The organism is Paracoccaceae bacterium Fryx2 (genome assembly GCA_032334235.1).
In the GTDB taxonomy this organism is placed as follows: Bacteria; Pseudomonadota; Alphaproteobacteria; order Rhodobacterales; family Rhodobacteraceae; genus JAVSGI01.
This window is the reverse complement of sequence record JAVSGI010000005.1, coordinates 2,398,734-2,412,947: the sequence shown is the minus strand read 5'-3', so window position 1 is coordinate 2,412,947 and position 14,214 is coordinate 2,398,734. Positions and strand designations below refer to the sequence as shown.

Below are 14,214 nucleotides of genomic sequence, written 5' to 3'. Positions count from 1 at the left end.
GCCGCCCCGGCCCCTTCCCGCCAACCCATGGGGGACTCATGCGCCTGATCCTGATCCTCCTTTTCCTGTGCTTCACCCTGCACGGCCCGGCCCGCGCGCAAGAGGCGGCGGCCCTGCTGGCCGAAAACCGCGCCCTGATCGAGAAATCCTCGCGCCAGACCATCGGCCCCGTGATCGCGGCGCTTGCCGACAGCGGCGACCCGGTGGCGCAGAAGGTGCTGGAGGCGTGGGTGGCCAAGTCCCTCGGCATCCGCAAGTCAGATGGCGCGTTCTTCCTGCTGGCGCCCGACGCCGAGGGCTGGGCGCTGACCGATCTGGCGGGCACCGCAGCCGGGACGGCCGCAAAATCCGACATCACCGACCTGAAACCCAATGCCGGCGTGCGCGGCCTGATCGCCACGGCACTGGTGCAGTTCCAGCTTTCCGATCCCGTCATGGCACGCCGGGCCGAGGCGCTGACCTCGATCGCCCGCGACCCAGACGCAGCCCACCTTGCCCCGCTGCGCGCCTCGGTCGCTTCCGAGCCCGACCCCGGTCTTGCCGCGCGCAAGGCCCGGCTGGAACGCCTGCTGACCCTGCGCTTCGATCCCGACAATGCGGCGCGGGTGGCGGCCATCGAAAGCTTCGGCGCCGACCTCGGGCTTGACCTGCGCGCCGCGCTGAACCCGCTGCTGGCCACCACCCGCATCGCCGTGGCGGGCGACGCCCCCGAAGGTGCCAACATCGCGGCCACCCTGACCCCCGGCACCGACATTCCGCCTGTCGAAGCCTACGCCCTGCTGGTCGCCGCCAACCTCGCCCCCGCCCGCCTGACGCCCGAGGCACAGCGCAGCGCCCTGATCGCCAACATCCGCGACGGCGCGGTGGCCGGCATCCCGGTGGCGGAACTGGGCAGCCAGCCCGCCCGCGACCGCGCCTATACGGCACTGGAGGCGGCGGGCACCGTCCCCACCGCCGCCACCGATGACGAGGTCGCCGCCGCGCTGGCCGCGCACCGCTTCCTCGATGTCTACACCGAGCCCGACCCGGCCGTAACCGATGCCGCCCGCGCCGCGCTGGACCGTATCGGCATGGCCGTGGGTGCCATGCAGGCGGCCGACCTCGCGCTCGATGCGCTGTCGCTGGCCTCGATCTACTTCCTCGCCGCCATCGGGCTTGCCATCACCTTCGGGGTGATGCGGGTGATCAACATGGCGCATGGCGAATTCATCATGATGGGCGCCTACACCGGCTATGTGGTGCAGCAACTGATCGCCGACTACACGATCTCGATCCTCGTCGCGCTGCCCGCGGCCTTCATCGTCACCTTTGCGGCCGGTGTGGCGATGGAACGGCTGGTGATCCGCCACCTCTACAAGCGCCCGCTGGAAACCCTGCTGGCCACCTTCGGCATCTCCATCGCGCTGCAGCAACTCGCCAAGAACATCTTCGGCACCCAGGCCCGCCCGCTGACCTCGCCGGGCTGGCTTGATGGCGCGCTGACCTTCAACGACGTGGTGTCGATCAGCTACATCCGCATCGCGATCTTCGTGCTGGCGCTGGTCTTCCTTGCGGTCTTACTGTTCATCATGAAGCGCACCCGCATCGGGCTCGAGGTCCGCGCCGTAACGCAGAACCCGTCGATGGCCGCCAGCATGGGCATCAACCCCGACCGCATCAACATGCTGACCTTCGGCCTCGGCTCCGGCATCGCGGGCGTCGCGGGCGTCGCCATCGGCCTCTTCGCCAAGGTCACCTCCGAACTCGGCTCCGACTACATCGTGCAGAGCTTCATGACGGTGGTGGTGGGCGGCGTCGGCAACATCTGGGGCGCGCTGGCCGGGGCGGCGCTGATCGGCTTCCTGCAGAAGGGCATCGAGTGGTTCAACCCCTCCAACACCCTTGCCGCGCAGACCTACATGATCCTGTTCATCATCCTGTTCATCCAGTTCCGCCCAAGGGGCATCATCGCCCTCAAGGGCCGCGCGGCGGGAGATTGACCGTGACCTGCCTTCCCCCTTCATCTTGGCCCAAATATCCCGGGGGGTCCGGGGGGCTGGCCCCCCGGTCCTGCCCTTGGAGGCGCGCATGACCCAAGGCTTCCTGTCCCGCAACCCCTCGGTGCTGGTCTTTCTCGCAATCCTCGCGATCTTCACCCTCGCCGTCACCCTGCTGTCCGAGGCCTATGGCGTCTCGTTCCTTTCCACCTCGTTCATCAAGACGCTGGGCAAGACGCTGTGCCTCTGCCTGATCGCGCTGGCGATGGATCTGGTCTGGGGCTACGCGGGCATCCTCAGCCTGGGCCATTTCGCCTTCTTCGGGCTGGGGGGCTACATGATCGGCATGTGGCTGATGTATGCCCGCACCGAAGGCATCGTGGTGCAGGCGCTGTCGGGCGGCGGCCTGCCCGCCACGCCGGAAGAAATCCGCACCGGCATCGGCACCCAGATCTTCGGCGTGGTCGGCGGGTCCGAGATTCCGGCGGTCTGGGCCTTTGCGGGCTCTCTGCCCGCGCAGCTGGCGCTGGTGGTGCTGGTGCCGGGGGTGCTGGCGGCGGTGTTCGGCTGGCTTGCGTTCCGCAGCCGGGTCACCGGGGTTTACCTGTCAATCCTGACGCAGGCGATGACGCTGGCGCTGGCGCTTTACCTCTTCCAGAACGACTCCGGGTTGCGCGGCAACAACGGGCTGTCGGGGCTGCAGAACATCCCCGGCGCCGATGCGGTGGGGCAGGACGTGCTGTCGGTCTGGTTCTTCTGGGCCTCGGCGCTGGCGCTGGCGCTGGGCTACATGCTCTCGGCCTTCGTCGTGTCGGGCAAGTTCGGCTCGGTGATCCGCGCCATCCGCGACGATGAACAGCGGGTGCGGTTTCTCGGCTATTCGGTCGAGGGCTACAAGCTGTTCATCTTCACCCTGACGGCGATCATCGCCGCCATCGCAGGCGCGCTTTACTACCCGCAGGCGGGCATCATCAACCCGGCGGAAATGGCGCCGATCGCCTCGATCTATCTTGCTGTCTGGGTGGCGATCGGCGGGCGCGGGCGGCTTTATGGCGCGGTGGTGGGGGCGGTGTTCGTCAGCCTGCTGTCAAGCTGGTTCACCGGGGGGCGGGCGCCCGACCTCAACCTTGGTTTCTACGTCGTGAAGTGGGTGGACTGGTGGCAGATCGTGCTCGGCCTGTCGTTCGTGCTGGTCACGCTTTACGCGCCGAAGGGGCTGGCCGGGCTGGTCGATGCGCTGTCGGGCCTGCGCAGCCCCGACCGCAAGGGCGCGCCCCTTGGTCCCGACGCCGGGGCGTTGCAGGAAAAGGAGGCCGTCGAATGACCGCCCTGCTCGAGGTTTCGGGCGTCAGCGTCAGCTTCGACGGCTTTCGCGCCATCAACAACCTGTCCTTCAGCATCGGCGCGCAGGAATTGCGCGCGGTGATCGGGCCGAACGGCGCGGGCAAGACCACCTTCATGGATATCGTGACCGGCAAGACCCGGCCCGACAAGGGCACCGTGACCTTCGGCGAACGCTCGGTCTCGCTGCTGAACATGTCCGAGGCGCAGATCGCCCGCGCCGGGGTCGGCCGCAAGTTCCAGCGCCCGACGGTGTTCGAGGATCAGTCGGTTGCCGACAACCTGATGATGGCGCTCCGGGCGGCGCGCGCGCCGTGGCGGGTGCTGTTCTGGCGCGCCACGCCCGCAGATCACGGACGCGTGCAGGCGCTGGCCGAGGAGGTCGGTCTGGCCGACGCGCTGGACCGCAAGTCGGGCGAACTGAGCCACGGCCAGAAGCAATGGCTGGAAATCGGGATGCTGCTGGCGCAGGAACCGCGGCTGCTGCTGGTCGATGAACCCGCGGCCGGCATGACGCTGGCCGAACGCGAGCACACCACGCGGCTCTTGGTCGACATGGCAAAGACCCGCGCCGTGGTGGTGGTGGAACATGACATGGAATTCGTGCGCCGCCTGAACTGCCGGGTCACCGTGCTGCACGAAGGCGCGGTGCTGGCCGAAGGCTCGCTTGATCATGTGACCCGCACGCCGGAAGTGATCGACGTTTATCTGGGGCGGGGTTGATGCTGAAAACCGAAGGTCTGACGCTGCACTACGGCGGGTCGCAAATCCTCTACGGCATCGACATGGAGGCGCGGGCGGGCGAGGTGACCTGCATCATGGGCACCAATGGCGTCGGCAAGACCAGCCTCTTGAAGGCCATCGCCGGGGCGCATCCGCGCTCGGGCGGGCGGGTGACTTTCGATGGCGAAGACCTCCCCAAACTGCCGCCGCAGGGCATGGCGCGGCGGGGCCTGGGCTTCGTGCCGCAGGGCCGGATGATCTTTCCGCTGCTGACGGTGCGCGAGAATCTGGAAACCGGCTTTGCCTGCCTGCCCCGCGCCGAGCATGTCGTGCCGGAGGATATCTATGACCTGTTCCCGGTGCTGAAAGACATGGGCCACCGCCGTGGCGGCGATCTGTCGGGCGGGCAGCAGCAGCAGCTTGCCATCGCCCGCGCCATGATCATGAAGCCCAAGCTTTTGCTGCTGGACGAGCCGACCGAGGGCATCCAGCCCAACATCATCCAGCAGATCGGCCGGGTGATCGAACACCTGCGCGCCAAGGGCGACATGGCGATCATTCTGGTCGAGCAGTATTTCGAATTCGCCTACGGCCTCGCCGACCGTTTTTATGTGCTGAAACGCGGCGCGGTCGATCTGGCGGGCACCAAGGCGGAACTGGGGCGCGAGGCGGTGCGGGGCTCGGTTTCGGTCTGAAAACAGCGGGGGTTTGGCAAAGGCGCGCAGATCGCCTATATGACGCGCTCACCTGCAAGGATTCCCCGCGATGGCCCCCGATGCCCCGATCACGCAAGACGTGCTGACGATACCGCGCAAGCTGTCCGAGGGCGGCCCGGTGAACATCGTCGGGCTGACGCGCGACCAGTTGCACGCCGCCCTGATCGCGGCAGGCACGCCGGAGCGGCAGGCGAAGATGCGGGTCGGGCAGATCTGGCAATGGGTCTACCACTGGGGCATCCGCGATTTCGCGGGCATGACCAACCTTGCCAAGGACTTCCGCGCGCTGCTGGCCGAGAACTTCGTGATCACGCTGCCCGAGGTCGTGACACGGCAGATCAGCGCCGACGGCACCCGCAAGTATCTGGTGCGCATCGCGGGCGGGCACGAGGTCGAGACCGTCTACATCCCCGAGGAAAACCGTGGCACCCTGTGCATTTCAAGCCAGGTCGGCTGCACGCTGACCTGTTCCTTCTGCCACACCGGCACGCAGAAGCTGGTGCGCAACCTGACGGCGAGCGAGATTGTCGGGCAGGTGATGCTGGCGCGCGACGATCTGGGCGAATGGCCGGTGCAGGGCGCGCCCAAGGATGAAACCCGGCTGATCAGCAACGTGGTGCTGATGGGCATGGGCGAGCCGCTTTACAATTTCGACAACGTGCGCGACGCGATGAAGATCGTGATGGACAACGAGGGCATCGCCCTTGGGCGCCGGCGCATCACCCTGTCGACCTCGGGCGTGGTGCCGGAAATTGCCCGCACCGCGCGGGAAATCGGCTGCCTGCTGGCCGTCAGCTTCCACGCCACCACTGATGAGGTGCGCGACAGGCTGGTGCCGATCAACAAGAAATGGAACATCGCGGCGTTGCTGGATGCGCTGCGCGACTACCCCGGCCTGACCAACTCCGAACGCATCACCTTCGAATACGTCATGCTCGACGGGGTGAACGACAGCAAGGAAGACGCGCACCGTCTGGTGGAGCTGATCCGGGGCATCCCGGCCAAGATCAACCTGATCCCGTTCAACGAATGGCCGGGCGCGCCCTACAAGCGGTCAAGCGGCAACCGCATCCATGCCTTTGCCGACATCATCTATAACGCAGGCTATGCCAGCCCGATCCGCACCCCGCGCGGCGAGGACATCATGGCGGCCTGCGGCCAGCTGAAATCGGCCACCGAACGCGGGCGCAAGTCGCGCGCCGACGTGGCGGCAGAGGCTCAGGTCTTGAACACGCGGTAGATCGCCGGGATCACCAGCACGGTCAGCAGCGTGGAACTCAGCAGCCCGAACAGCAGCGAGATCGCCAGCCCCTGGAAGATCGGGTCGGCCAGGATCACCACCGCCCCGATCATCGCGGCAATCGCCGTCAGCAGGATCGGCTTGAACCGGATCGCCCCGGCCTCGATCAGCACGTCAAGCGGCGGGCGGGCCGGGTCGGCGTGCCGGATGAAATCGACCAGCAGGATCGAGTTGCGCACGATTATTCCCGCCAGCGCGATGAAGCCGATCATCGAGGTGGCCGAGAAAGGCGCTCCGAACAGCCAGTGGCCGAACACGATGCCAAGGAAGGTCAGCGGGATCGGCGTCAGGATCACCAGCGGCAGGCGGAACGAGCCGAACTGCGCCACCACCAGGATGTAGATTCCCAAGAGCGCCACGCCGAAGGCCGCCCCCATGTCGCGGAAGGTGACAAACGTCACCTCCCATTCGCCATCCCACAGCAGGGTGGTGACCGTTTCATCCTCGGGCTGGCCGTTCAGGCTGATCACCGGCTTGGTGCCGGGTTCCCACTCCATCTTGTCTAGTTCGGCCTCGACCGCCAGCATCCCGTAAAGCGGCGCCTCGAAATCGCCCGCCAACTCTGCCATGACCATTTCGGCGTCGCGGCCATTGCGGCGGAACACCGGGTAGGAGGCGCGCTCTTCCGCCACGCGGATCACGTCGCCCAGTTCCACCACGCCGCGCGCGCCGGGCAGCACGTTGGCCGGAATGGGAGTGGAGAGGAAGCGTTCGTCCATCACCCGGTCGCCCTTGGGCCGCTCGATCCGGATCGGGATCGGGTGGCGCCCGTCGCCGCGGTGCGAATAGCCGACCGTCCGGCCACCGTTCAGGATCTCGATGGTGTCGAACACGTCGGATTCCTCGACCGAGAAGAATTCCAGATCGTCGGTCGAGACGGTGGCGCGCAGGCGGCGGGGCTGGGTGCCGAAACTGTCATCGACATCGACGATGAACGGCACCGCCTCGAACGCCTGCCGCACCTTCGCCGCCGCCGCGCGCCGGGTTTCGGCGTCGGGGCCGTAGATCTCGGCCAGCAGGGTGGCCAGCACCGGCGGGCCGGGTGGCGGCTCGACGGTTTTCAGGCTGGTGCCCGGCGGCAGGTCAAGCGCGTTCAGTGCCAGACGCAGGTCGAGCGCGATGTCATGGCTCGCGCGGTCACGCTCGGCCTTCGGCGCGAGGGTGATCTGCACCTCGCCCAGTTGCGGCTCTGCCCGCAGGTAGGAATGGCGTACCAGCCCGTTGAAGTTGAAGGGGGCGGCGGTGCCCGCATGGGTCTGCACCAGCGTGACCTCCGGCAGGCCCAGCGCCACGGCGGCCACCTCCTGCGCGACACGGTCGGTCGCCTCGACCGTGGCGCCTTCGGGCAGGTCGATCACCACCGAGAGTTCCGACTTGTTGTCGAACGGCAAGAGCTTGACCGTGACATCCTTGGTATAAAGCGCCGTCAGCGACCCGAACGACAGCACCGCCGTGATCAGGAGGAACGCGAGGCTGACGCCCTTGCTGGAAAGCAGCGGCCGCGCCACGGCGGTGTAGATCCGCCCCAGACGGCCGCCCGGTTCAGCGCCGTGGCCGTCGCCATGTGCCAGCTTGGCGCCGCCCGCGATCTTCAGCATCAGCCAGGGCGTGATGATCACCGCCACGAAGAACGAGAAGATCATCGCGGCAGAGGCGTTGGCCGGGATCGGGCTCATGTAGGGGCCCATCAGGCCCGAGACGAACAGCATCGGCAACAGCGCCGCGACCACGGTCAGCGTGGCGACTATGGTCGGGTTGCCGACCTCGGCCACGGCGTCGATTGCCGCCTCGGCGCGGGGGCGCTTGTCGCCCATGCCCCAGTGCCGCGCGATGTTCTCGATCACCACGATGGCATCATCGACCAGGATGCCGATGGAAAAGATCAGCGCGAACAGGCTGACGCGGTTCAGGGTGTAGCCCATGATCCAGGCGGCAAACAGCGTCAGCAGGATCGTCACCGGGATGACGATGGCCACCACGATGCTTTCGCGCCAGCCGATTGCCAGCAGCACCAGTGCCACGATCGACACGGTGGCAAGGCCGAGGTGGAACAGCAGCTCGTTGGCCTTTTCGTTGGCCGTTTCGCCGTAATTGCGGGTGATGTCGACCGCGATGCTGTCGGGGATCAGGCTGCCCTTCAGCGCCTCGATCCGGTGCAGGATCGCCTCGGAAACGACGACGGCATTCGACCCGGCGCGCTTGGCAACGGCCAGCGTCACGGCGGGGGCGCGGAGAATCGTGCCGTCCTCGGCCCTGGAGACCGAGGCCATCAGCAGGTCGGACGTATCTGCGACGAAAGCCACATCGGCCACGTCTGCGACATAGACCGGTCGCCCGTCGCGCGTGGTCAGCAAGAGGTTGGCGATCTGCGCCGGGGCCGTCAGGGTTTCACCGGCAATCAGCGCGACCGAGTCGCCGGCGTCGCGCAGCGTGCCGGTGGTCAGCGAGCGGTTGGCGGCCGAAACCTTGCCCGCAAGCTGTTGCAGCGTCACGCCGTAGAGCGCCAGCCGTTCCGGGTCGGGCGCGATGCGGATCGCCTCGGGTGCTTCGCCCACGATGTAGGTAAGGCCGACATCTGCGGTCTTGGCAACCTCGGTGCGCAGCTCGCGGGCGATGCGGGTCAGGTCGTTGGCGGTAATGCCGGTGCTGCCGGGTTTCGGTGACAGGGTCAGCGAAACGATGGCGACGTCGTCGATCCCGCGCCCGAAGATCAGCGGCTCGGGGATGCCGACCGGAATCCGGTCCAGGTTGGCGCGGATCTTGTCATGCACCCGCAGGATCGCAGCATCGGACGAGGTGCCGACCAGAAAGCGCGCGGTGACCATCGCGCTGTCGTCGCGGGTCTGGGAATAGATGTGCTCGACCCCGTCGATGCCCTTGACGATGCCTTCCAGAGGTTCGGTGATCAGCTTCACCGCATCCTCGGCGCGCAGGCCGGGGGCCTGGATGTGGATGTCGACCAAGGGCACGGAAATCTGCGGCTCTTCCTCGCGCGGCAGCGAGGCCAGCGCGACGAGGCCCACCGCCAGCGCGGCCAGAATGAACAGCGGGGTCAGCGCCGAGGCGATGAAGGCGCGGGTCAGGCCGCCCGCGAGGCCAAGGGCCTTCTTCGGTCCTTCACTCATGGCCGATCACCACGTCGCCCGCTTGCAGGCCCGACAGAACCTCGACCATCGCGCGGCCGTCGCGGTCGTGGCCCTGCCCCAGCACGACGGCGCGCGCCACCGGGCCGGCCGTGCTTTCGGTTTCGACGAAATCGAGACCGGACAGGGTGGTGACGGCATCGCGTGGCACCAGCAGGGCCTGCCGCGTGGCGACCGGCACGCGCACCAGCACGCGGGCATCGACAAAGGCATCGGGAAGGTCCGGCACCTCGACATCGGCCACGACGCGGCCGTTCTCGATCAGCGGATAGATGCGGGCCAGCGTGCCGGTGGCAACCCCCGTGGCTGTTTCGATCCCGATGGGCGCACCCTGCTCCAGAAAGGCGGCGTGGCGTTCGGGCACCGCGATGCGCAAATAGAAGCCGCCGCCGCCGATGCTTGCCACCACCTCGCCCGCCATCAGCACGGCGCCGGTTGCGACCGGCACATCCAGCACGCGGCCCGCGATGGGCGACAGCACGGTGCCTTCGAGCGCCTGCTGCTCGATCACCTGACGGTCGGCGCGGGTGGCGGCGATCTGGCCGTTCAGCACGTCGACCTGGGTGCGCAGCGCATCCAGCCGCTGCGCGGTGGTGACGCCGCGCGCCAGCAGATCCTCGCCGCGGGTCAGTTCGGTCTGCGCATTGGCAAGCTGGGCATCCAGCGATTGCAGCGTCGCGTCGATGGCGGAAAGCTGGAAGCCGATCTTGGCATCGACCACCTCGCCCAGCACCTGGCCGGCGGTGACCTCGTCACCCTCGGCCACCAGCAGCCGCACCAGCGTGCCGCCCAGCCGGGCGCGGGCGGGAATGCGGTCGCGCGCCTCGATCCGGCCATAGACGGCCTTCCACTCGGTCACGGTCACCGGGGCGAGGGGTTCGGCGTGCAGGGCAAGCGGCAGCAGCAGGGTCAGCAGGGCGGCCGGGAGGGAGAATCGCATGATGTGTCCTTCGCTGGGCAGCGGGGAATAATATTCATAAAGATGAATATGACTTGGACCCGCAAAAAGCAAGTCCCGAAGGCCCAGTTTCCTGCGACTTTTCGCCCGTGGCAATGACCCGGTGCAGGATGCGCGATTTTTCTACGAAAAATCCCGCGCACATCATGCGAATGACATCCTTGCCCACCGCCAGCACATAGCCGCGCCGGGCGATGGTCTTGACCAGCAACTCGCTGACCAGCTGGTTGCCCAGCGTGTCGCGCAGCCGCTTGACGCGGGTCGCCCCCGCCGCCTCGTCGCAGTCCGACGGGTCGCGCCCCGAGATCACGCCTTCGATCTGGGCGCCGGTCATCACCTCGTCATCCATCCGCGCCTCGGCCAGAACCGACAGGGTTTCGATCGCGGCCTCGGTCAGGGCAAACTCCATGTCGTTGATATAGACCGCGCGGCTTTCGCGGCTGATCAGCAGGCTGGAAACCTGGATGCCGGATCGCTGGATCGCCGAGATGCGGCGGTTCAGCGCGATGATGGTGACAAGGAACACCAGTGCCGCCAGCAACAGCGCCGTGGCAAAGACCAGCAGCACGAAGATCACCATGCGGTAGCTGGCCAGCACGTCGGAAAACGAGGTGCCCGATTGCGCCAGAATCTCCAGCAGCTTGATCTCGGCTCCGGCGCGCAGGTCGTCGTTCTCGACGAAGATGCGCTCGACCCGGGCGTTGAAGGCGTTGGCGTCGGGCAGGTTCAGGAACAGGAAGATCGCCGCCCCGAGCAGGATCAGCACGATGGCGGCAATGCCGCCCGCGACCACCCGGTTGCCCGCCCGCAGGCTGTCAGAAGCGGAGGAAATAGTCTCCGGCACTGGCTTTCCTTTCTTCCAGACCCTCGGGGCCGAAGGTGGACAGGATGTTGAGCAGAGTCCAGCCCGCTGCTGCAAGCCGGGGTGCCAGGGCGTTGGCGGCGGCGGCACCCCGCCCGGCACAGGCCCCGTCGGGCACCTGAGCCACGCCATAGTGCAGGCGCAGGGGGGAATCCTGCTTGGCCTTGTAGTCGGCATAGCAGTCGGCCCGCGCCGGGGCCGCCAGCATCAGCACTGCGGCAAGGGCAAGGGCGGCGGTGGGGGCAAGGGGTTTCATGCGGGGCTCCAGTGATCTGGCCGGTGGGTCGGAACCTGTGCACCCTGCGCCGCGGGCCGCTGATATTCAATAACAAGCGGGCCGTGGCGGGCTGCTATCGCATGACGGGGTGGCGATATTGCCTGTCCCGGCGGGGCGGGGCGAGGGTTGGCGCATCAAGCCCGGCACGGTGGTCGTGTCGGCCGACACCCCGAAAGGAAGCTGAAATGTCCACAGCCCCCAGACCTTCCGAGATCCTGGCCGAAACCGTTCTGGCATCCCGCCGCCGGATGCCCCAGAACCGGCCGTCGATCTTCCGGCGGATGACCACAACGCTGGTCGCGGTGTCCACCGCCCTTGGCCTGATGGCCGGGACAACCCTGCCGGCCCATGCCGACAACGACGATCTGGCCAAGGCGCTTGCGGCCTTTGCGGCTATCGCGATCATCGGCACGGCGATCAGCGACCGCGACGATCACCGGCCCCCGCCGCCGAACCCGTTCCCCTACCAGCCGCAGCCCCGCCCGCCGATCGGGCATCCCGTCCTGCCGCCCCCCTATCCGCACCATCCCTACCCCAAGCCGCCGGTCCATCCCGCCCCGCCGCCCTACTGGCACGGCCATGCCCCGTCCCTGCCCGCCGTCTGCGCCATGCAGATCGACGGCTATCGCAGCAGCGTGGTCTATCCCGAGCCCTGCCTGCGCAACAACGGCGTCAGGGCCCGGTTGCCGGCCAATTGCGGCCGCGGCGTGTATATCCGCGGCCGCAGCACCCGGGTCTATGCGCAGAACTGCCTGCTGAACGCAGGGTTCCGCATCGAACAGCGGCGCTGGCGCTAGGCGTCGGCGCGGCCGGGGCGTCGTGCCCCGCACCTGAGGGGGAAGGGTGAGCAGCTTCCCCCTCTTTCCATTTGCGGCCGGATCGGGTTTCCTCTGCGCATGTCATCGCACCCCGACCCAGCCCCCGACCCAGCCCCCGACTTTGCCCATGAAGCCGCCGCCCTTGCCGGGGGGGCGGTTTTTGTCATCGGTGTCGACGAGGCCGGGCGCGGGCCGCTGGCCGGGCCGGTGACGGCTGCCGCCGTGCGGCTGTTTCCCGGAAGCATTCCGCCCGGGCTGAACGACAGCAAGAAACTGAGCGCCCGCCAGCGCGAAGCGCTGTTCGACCTGATCATGTCGCAGGCCCAGACCTGCATCGCCCATGCCTCGGTTGCCGAAATCGACGCGCTGAACATCCTGCGCGCCAGCCATCTGGCGATGGAGCGGGCGGTGGCGGGCCTGCCCTGCGTTGCCGACCATGCGCTGATCGACGGCCATCTGATCCCGCGCGGGCTGACCTGCCGGGCAAGCGCGCTTGTAAAGGGTGACGCACGGTGTGTGTCGATTGCCGCAGCCTCGATCCTGGCCAAGGTGGCGCGTGACCGGATCATGGTGGATTTGGCGCAACAGCATCCGGGTTACGGCTGGGCGCAAAACGCGGGTTATCCGACCAAAGCGCATCTGGCCGCGCTGCAAGATCTTGGGGTGACCCCACACCATAGGCGTTCGTTCCGCCCCGTCCACAACATCTTGTATCAAGAAGATCATTAAGCCCTTGATTCAAAAAAGAATTTGACGGCGAATCGCCAATGACTCATCCTGTCCTGAACAAATCGGCACAAAAAGCCGGGGACAGAGGCAGCACATGGCGACCAAGACCAGACCGGCAGAAGCGGCAACGCTTCCGCTGAACCAGATCCTTGCGGGCGACTGCATCGAGGTGATGAACGGCCTGCCCGAAGGCAGCGTCGATCTGATCTTCGCAGACCCGCCCTACAACCTGCAACTGCGGGGCGACCTGCATCGCCCCGACAACAGCAAGGTCGATGCGGTCAACGACCACTGGGACCAGTTCGCCAGTTTCGCCGCCTATGACCGCTTCACCCGCGACTGGCTGGCCGCCGCACGGCGCCTGCTGAAGCCCAACGGGGCGATCTGGGTGATCGGCAGCTATCACAACATCTTCCGCGTCGGCGCGGCCTTGCAGGATCAGGGCTACTGGATCCTGAACGACGTGGTGTGGCGCAAGTCGAACCCGATGCCGAACTTCAAGGGCAAGCGGCTGACTAACGCGCATGAAACCCTGATCTGGGCCAGCCGCGACGAGGCGGCGAAATACACCTTCAACTACGAGGCGCTGAAGGCGCTGAACGAAGGCGTGCAGATGCGGTCCGACTGGGTGCTGCCGATCTGCACCGGGCACGAGCGCATCAAGGATGCGGCGGGCGACAAGGCGCATCCGACGCAGAAACCCGAAAGCCTGCTGCACCGCGTGATGGTGGCCAGCACCAACCCCGGCGACGTGGTGCTCGACCCGTTCTTCGGCACCGGCACGACAGGGGCGGTGGCCAAGATGCTGGGCCGCGACTTCATCGGGATCGAGCGCGAGGAGGCCTATCGCCGCGTCGCCGCCGAACGGATGGAGAGGGTGCGCCGCTTCGACGCATCGGCGCTGGAAATCACCGGCTCGAAGCGCGCCGAGCCGCGCGTGCCCTTCGGGCAGGTGGTCGAACGCGGCATGTTGCGCCCGGGCGAGGAACTGTTTTCGCCGCGCGGGGGCATTGCCAAGGTGCGCGCCGACGGCACGCTGGTCGGCACCGAGGTGAAGGGCTCGATCCATCAGGTCGGCGCGCATCTGGAAGGCGCGCCAAGCTGCAACGGCTGGACCTACTGGCACTTCAAGCGCGACGGCAAGCTGATTCCCATCGACATCCTGCGCCAGCAGATCCGTGCCGAGATGGAGGCCGATCAGGCCGGCCTGCCGCACTGACCCCCGCTTTACCGACCGCATTGCCTGCCGCGGCCCGCCCGCGGCACGACTCCCCGCCGTGCGGCGCGCATGGCGGGGCTTTTTCACCTTGATGCACAACTTGCTGCGTGACCGGCCGATTCCATGCTAGCGTCGCCGGAAAAAGCCGTGCC

General features: G+C 67.3%; 11 protein-coding genes and 1 pseudogene. 8 read left to right on the top strand and 4 right to left on the bottom strand.

Going from position 1 to position 14,214, the window contains the following annotated elements; all coding sequences use genetic code 11:
• Positions 1 to 38: 38 nt before the first annotated feature.
• The 5 genes from urtB (at position 39) to rlmN (ending at position 5,996) form a co-directional block, all read left to right on the top strand.
• Complete coding sequence (gene urtB / locus RNZ50_20890) at positions 39 to 1,979, top strand: urea ABC transporter permease subunit UrtB (GenBank protein MDT8857451.1); 1,941 nt, start codon at positions 39 to 41, stop codon at positions 1,977 to 1,979.
• Positions 1,980 to 2,067: 88 nt separating this feature from the next.
• The gene (gene urtC / locus RNZ50_20885) at positions 2,068 to 3,300 is read left to right on the top strand and encodes an urea ABC transporter permease subunit UrtC (protein ID MDT8857450.1); all 1,233 of its coding nucleotides are present in this window, start codon (positions 2,068 to 2,070) and stop codon (positions 3,298 to 3,300) included.
• Positions 3,297 to 4,040, top strand: coding sequence for an urea ABC transporter ATP-binding protein UrtD (gene urtD / locus RNZ50_20880; protein MDT8857449.1), 744 nt, complete (start codon positions 3,297 to 3,299; stop codon positions 4,038 to 4,040). Before urtC ends, urtD begins: the two co-directional genes overlap by 4 nt.
• Positions 4,040 to 4,735, top strand: coding sequence for an urea ABC transporter ATP-binding subunit UrtE (urtE, locus tag RNZ50_20875; GenBank protein ID MDT8857448.1), 696 nt, complete (start codon positions 4,040 to 4,042; stop codon positions 4,733 to 4,735). The genes urtD and urtE overlap by 1 nt, the downstream gene beginning before the upstream one ends.
• 70 nt (positions 4,736 to 4,805) lie before the next feature.
• Positions 4,806 to 5,996: a 23S rRNA (adenine(2503)-C(2))-methyltransferase RlmN gene (gene rlmN / locus RNZ50_20870; GenBank protein ID MDT8857447.1), complete on the top strand. Its 1,191-nt coding sequence runs from the start codon at positions 4,806 to 4,808 to the stop codon at positions 5,994 to 5,996.
• On the opposite strand, the gene RNZ50_20865 is transcribed toward rlmN, so the two are convergent.
• The 4 genes and pseudogenes from RNZ50_20865 to RNZ50_20850 form a co-directional block, all read right to left on the bottom strand.
• Positions 5,975 to 9,181, bottom strand: coding sequence for an efflux RND transporter permease subunit (locus tag RNZ50_20865; protein MDT8857446.1), 3,207 nt, complete (start codon positions 9,179 to 9,181; stop codon positions 5,975 to 5,977). The genes rlmN and RNZ50_20865 overlap by 22 nt on opposite strands.
• Positions 9,174 to 10,139 (bottom strand): efflux RND transporter periplasmic adaptor subunit, encoded by a 966-nt coding sequence (locus RNZ50_20860; GenBank protein MDT8857445.1) that lies wholly within the window; start codon positions 10,137 to 10,139, stop codon positions 9,174 to 9,176. The genes RNZ50_20865 and RNZ50_20860 overlap by 8 nt, the downstream gene beginning before the upstream one ends.
• A gap of 160 nt (positions 10,140 to 10,299) precedes the next feature.
• Positions 10,300 to 11,001 (bottom strand): annotated as a pseudogene (locus RNZ50_20855) (hypothetical protein).
• Positions 10,973 to 11,275, bottom strand: a complete 303-nt coding sequence (locus tag RNZ50_20850) for a hypothetical protein (protein MDT8857444.1) — start codon at positions 11,273 to 11,275, stop codon at positions 10,973 to 10,975. The pseudogene RNZ50_20855 and the gene RNZ50_20850 overlap by 29 nt, the downstream one beginning before the upstream one ends.
• A 206-nt stretch (positions 11,276 to 11,481) precedes the next feature.
• On the opposite strand from RNZ50_20850, the gene RNZ50_20845 reads away from it, so the two are divergent.
• From RNZ50_20845 to RNZ50_20835, 3 genes are all read left to right on the top strand, one after another.
• Positions 11,482 to 12,093 carry a hypothetical protein gene (locus tag RNZ50_20845; protein ID MDT8857443.1) on the top strand — a complete coding sequence of 204 codons (612 nt, stop codon included), beginning with the start codon at positions 11,482 to 11,484 and terminating at the stop codon, positions 12,091 to 12,093.
• A gap of 99 nt (positions 12,094 to 12,192) precedes the next feature.
• A complete protein-coding gene (locus RNZ50_20840; GenBank protein MDT8857442.1) occupies positions 12,193 to 12,843 on the top strand; it encodes a ribonuclease HII in 651 nt (216 codons plus the stop codon).
• Between the two features lie 94 nt (positions 12,844 to 12,937).
• Positions 12,938 to 14,062, top strand: a complete 1,125-nt coding sequence (locus RNZ50_20835) for a site-specific DNA-methyltransferase (GenBank protein MDT8857441.1) — start codon at positions 12,938 to 12,940, stop codon at positions 14,060 to 14,062.
• Positions 14,063 to 14,214: the final 152 nt, after the last annotated feature.

Coding starts and splice junctions, on each gene's coding strand:
- urtB (MDT8857451.1), top strand. CDS start 39: ATGCGCCTGATCCTGATCCTCCTTTTCCTGTGCTTCACCCTGCACGGC.
- urtC (MDT8857450.1), top strand. CDS start 2,068: ATGACCCAAGGCTTCCTGTCCCGCAACCCCTCGGTGCTGGTCTTTCTC.
- urtD (MDT8857449.1), top strand. CDS start 3,297: ATGACCGCCCTGCTCGAGGTTTCGGGCGTCAGCGTCAGCTTCGACGGC.
- urtE (MDT8857448.1), top strand. CDS start 4,040: ATGCTGAAAACCGAAGGTCTGACGCTGCACTACGGCGGGTCGCAAATC.
- rlmN (MDT8857447.1), top strand. CDS start 4,806: ATGGCCCCCGATGCCCCGATCACGCAAGACGTGCTGACGATACCGCGC.
- RNZ50_20865 (MDT8857446.1), bottom strand. CDS start 9,181: ATGAGTGAAGGACCGAAGAAGGCCCTTGGCCTCGCGGGCGGCCTGACC.
- RNZ50_20860 (MDT8857445.1), bottom strand. CDS start 10,139: ATGCGATTCTCCCTCCCGGCCGCCCTGCTGACCCTGCTGCTGCCGCTT.
- RNZ50_20850 (MDT8857444.1), bottom strand. CDS start 11,275: ATGAAACCCCTTGCCCCCACCGCCGCCCTTGCCCTTGCCGCAGTGCTG.
- RNZ50_20845 (MDT8857443.1), top strand. CDS start 11,482: ATGTCCACAGCCCCCAGACCTTCCGAGATCCTGGCCGAAACCGTTCTG.
- RNZ50_20840 (MDT8857442.1), top strand. CDS start 12,193: ATGTCATCGCACCCCGACCCAGCCCCCGACCCAGCCCCCGACTTTGCC.
- RNZ50_20835 (MDT8857441.1), top strand. CDS start 12,938: ATGGCGACCAAGACCAGACCGGCAGAAGCGGCAACGCTTCCGCTGAAC.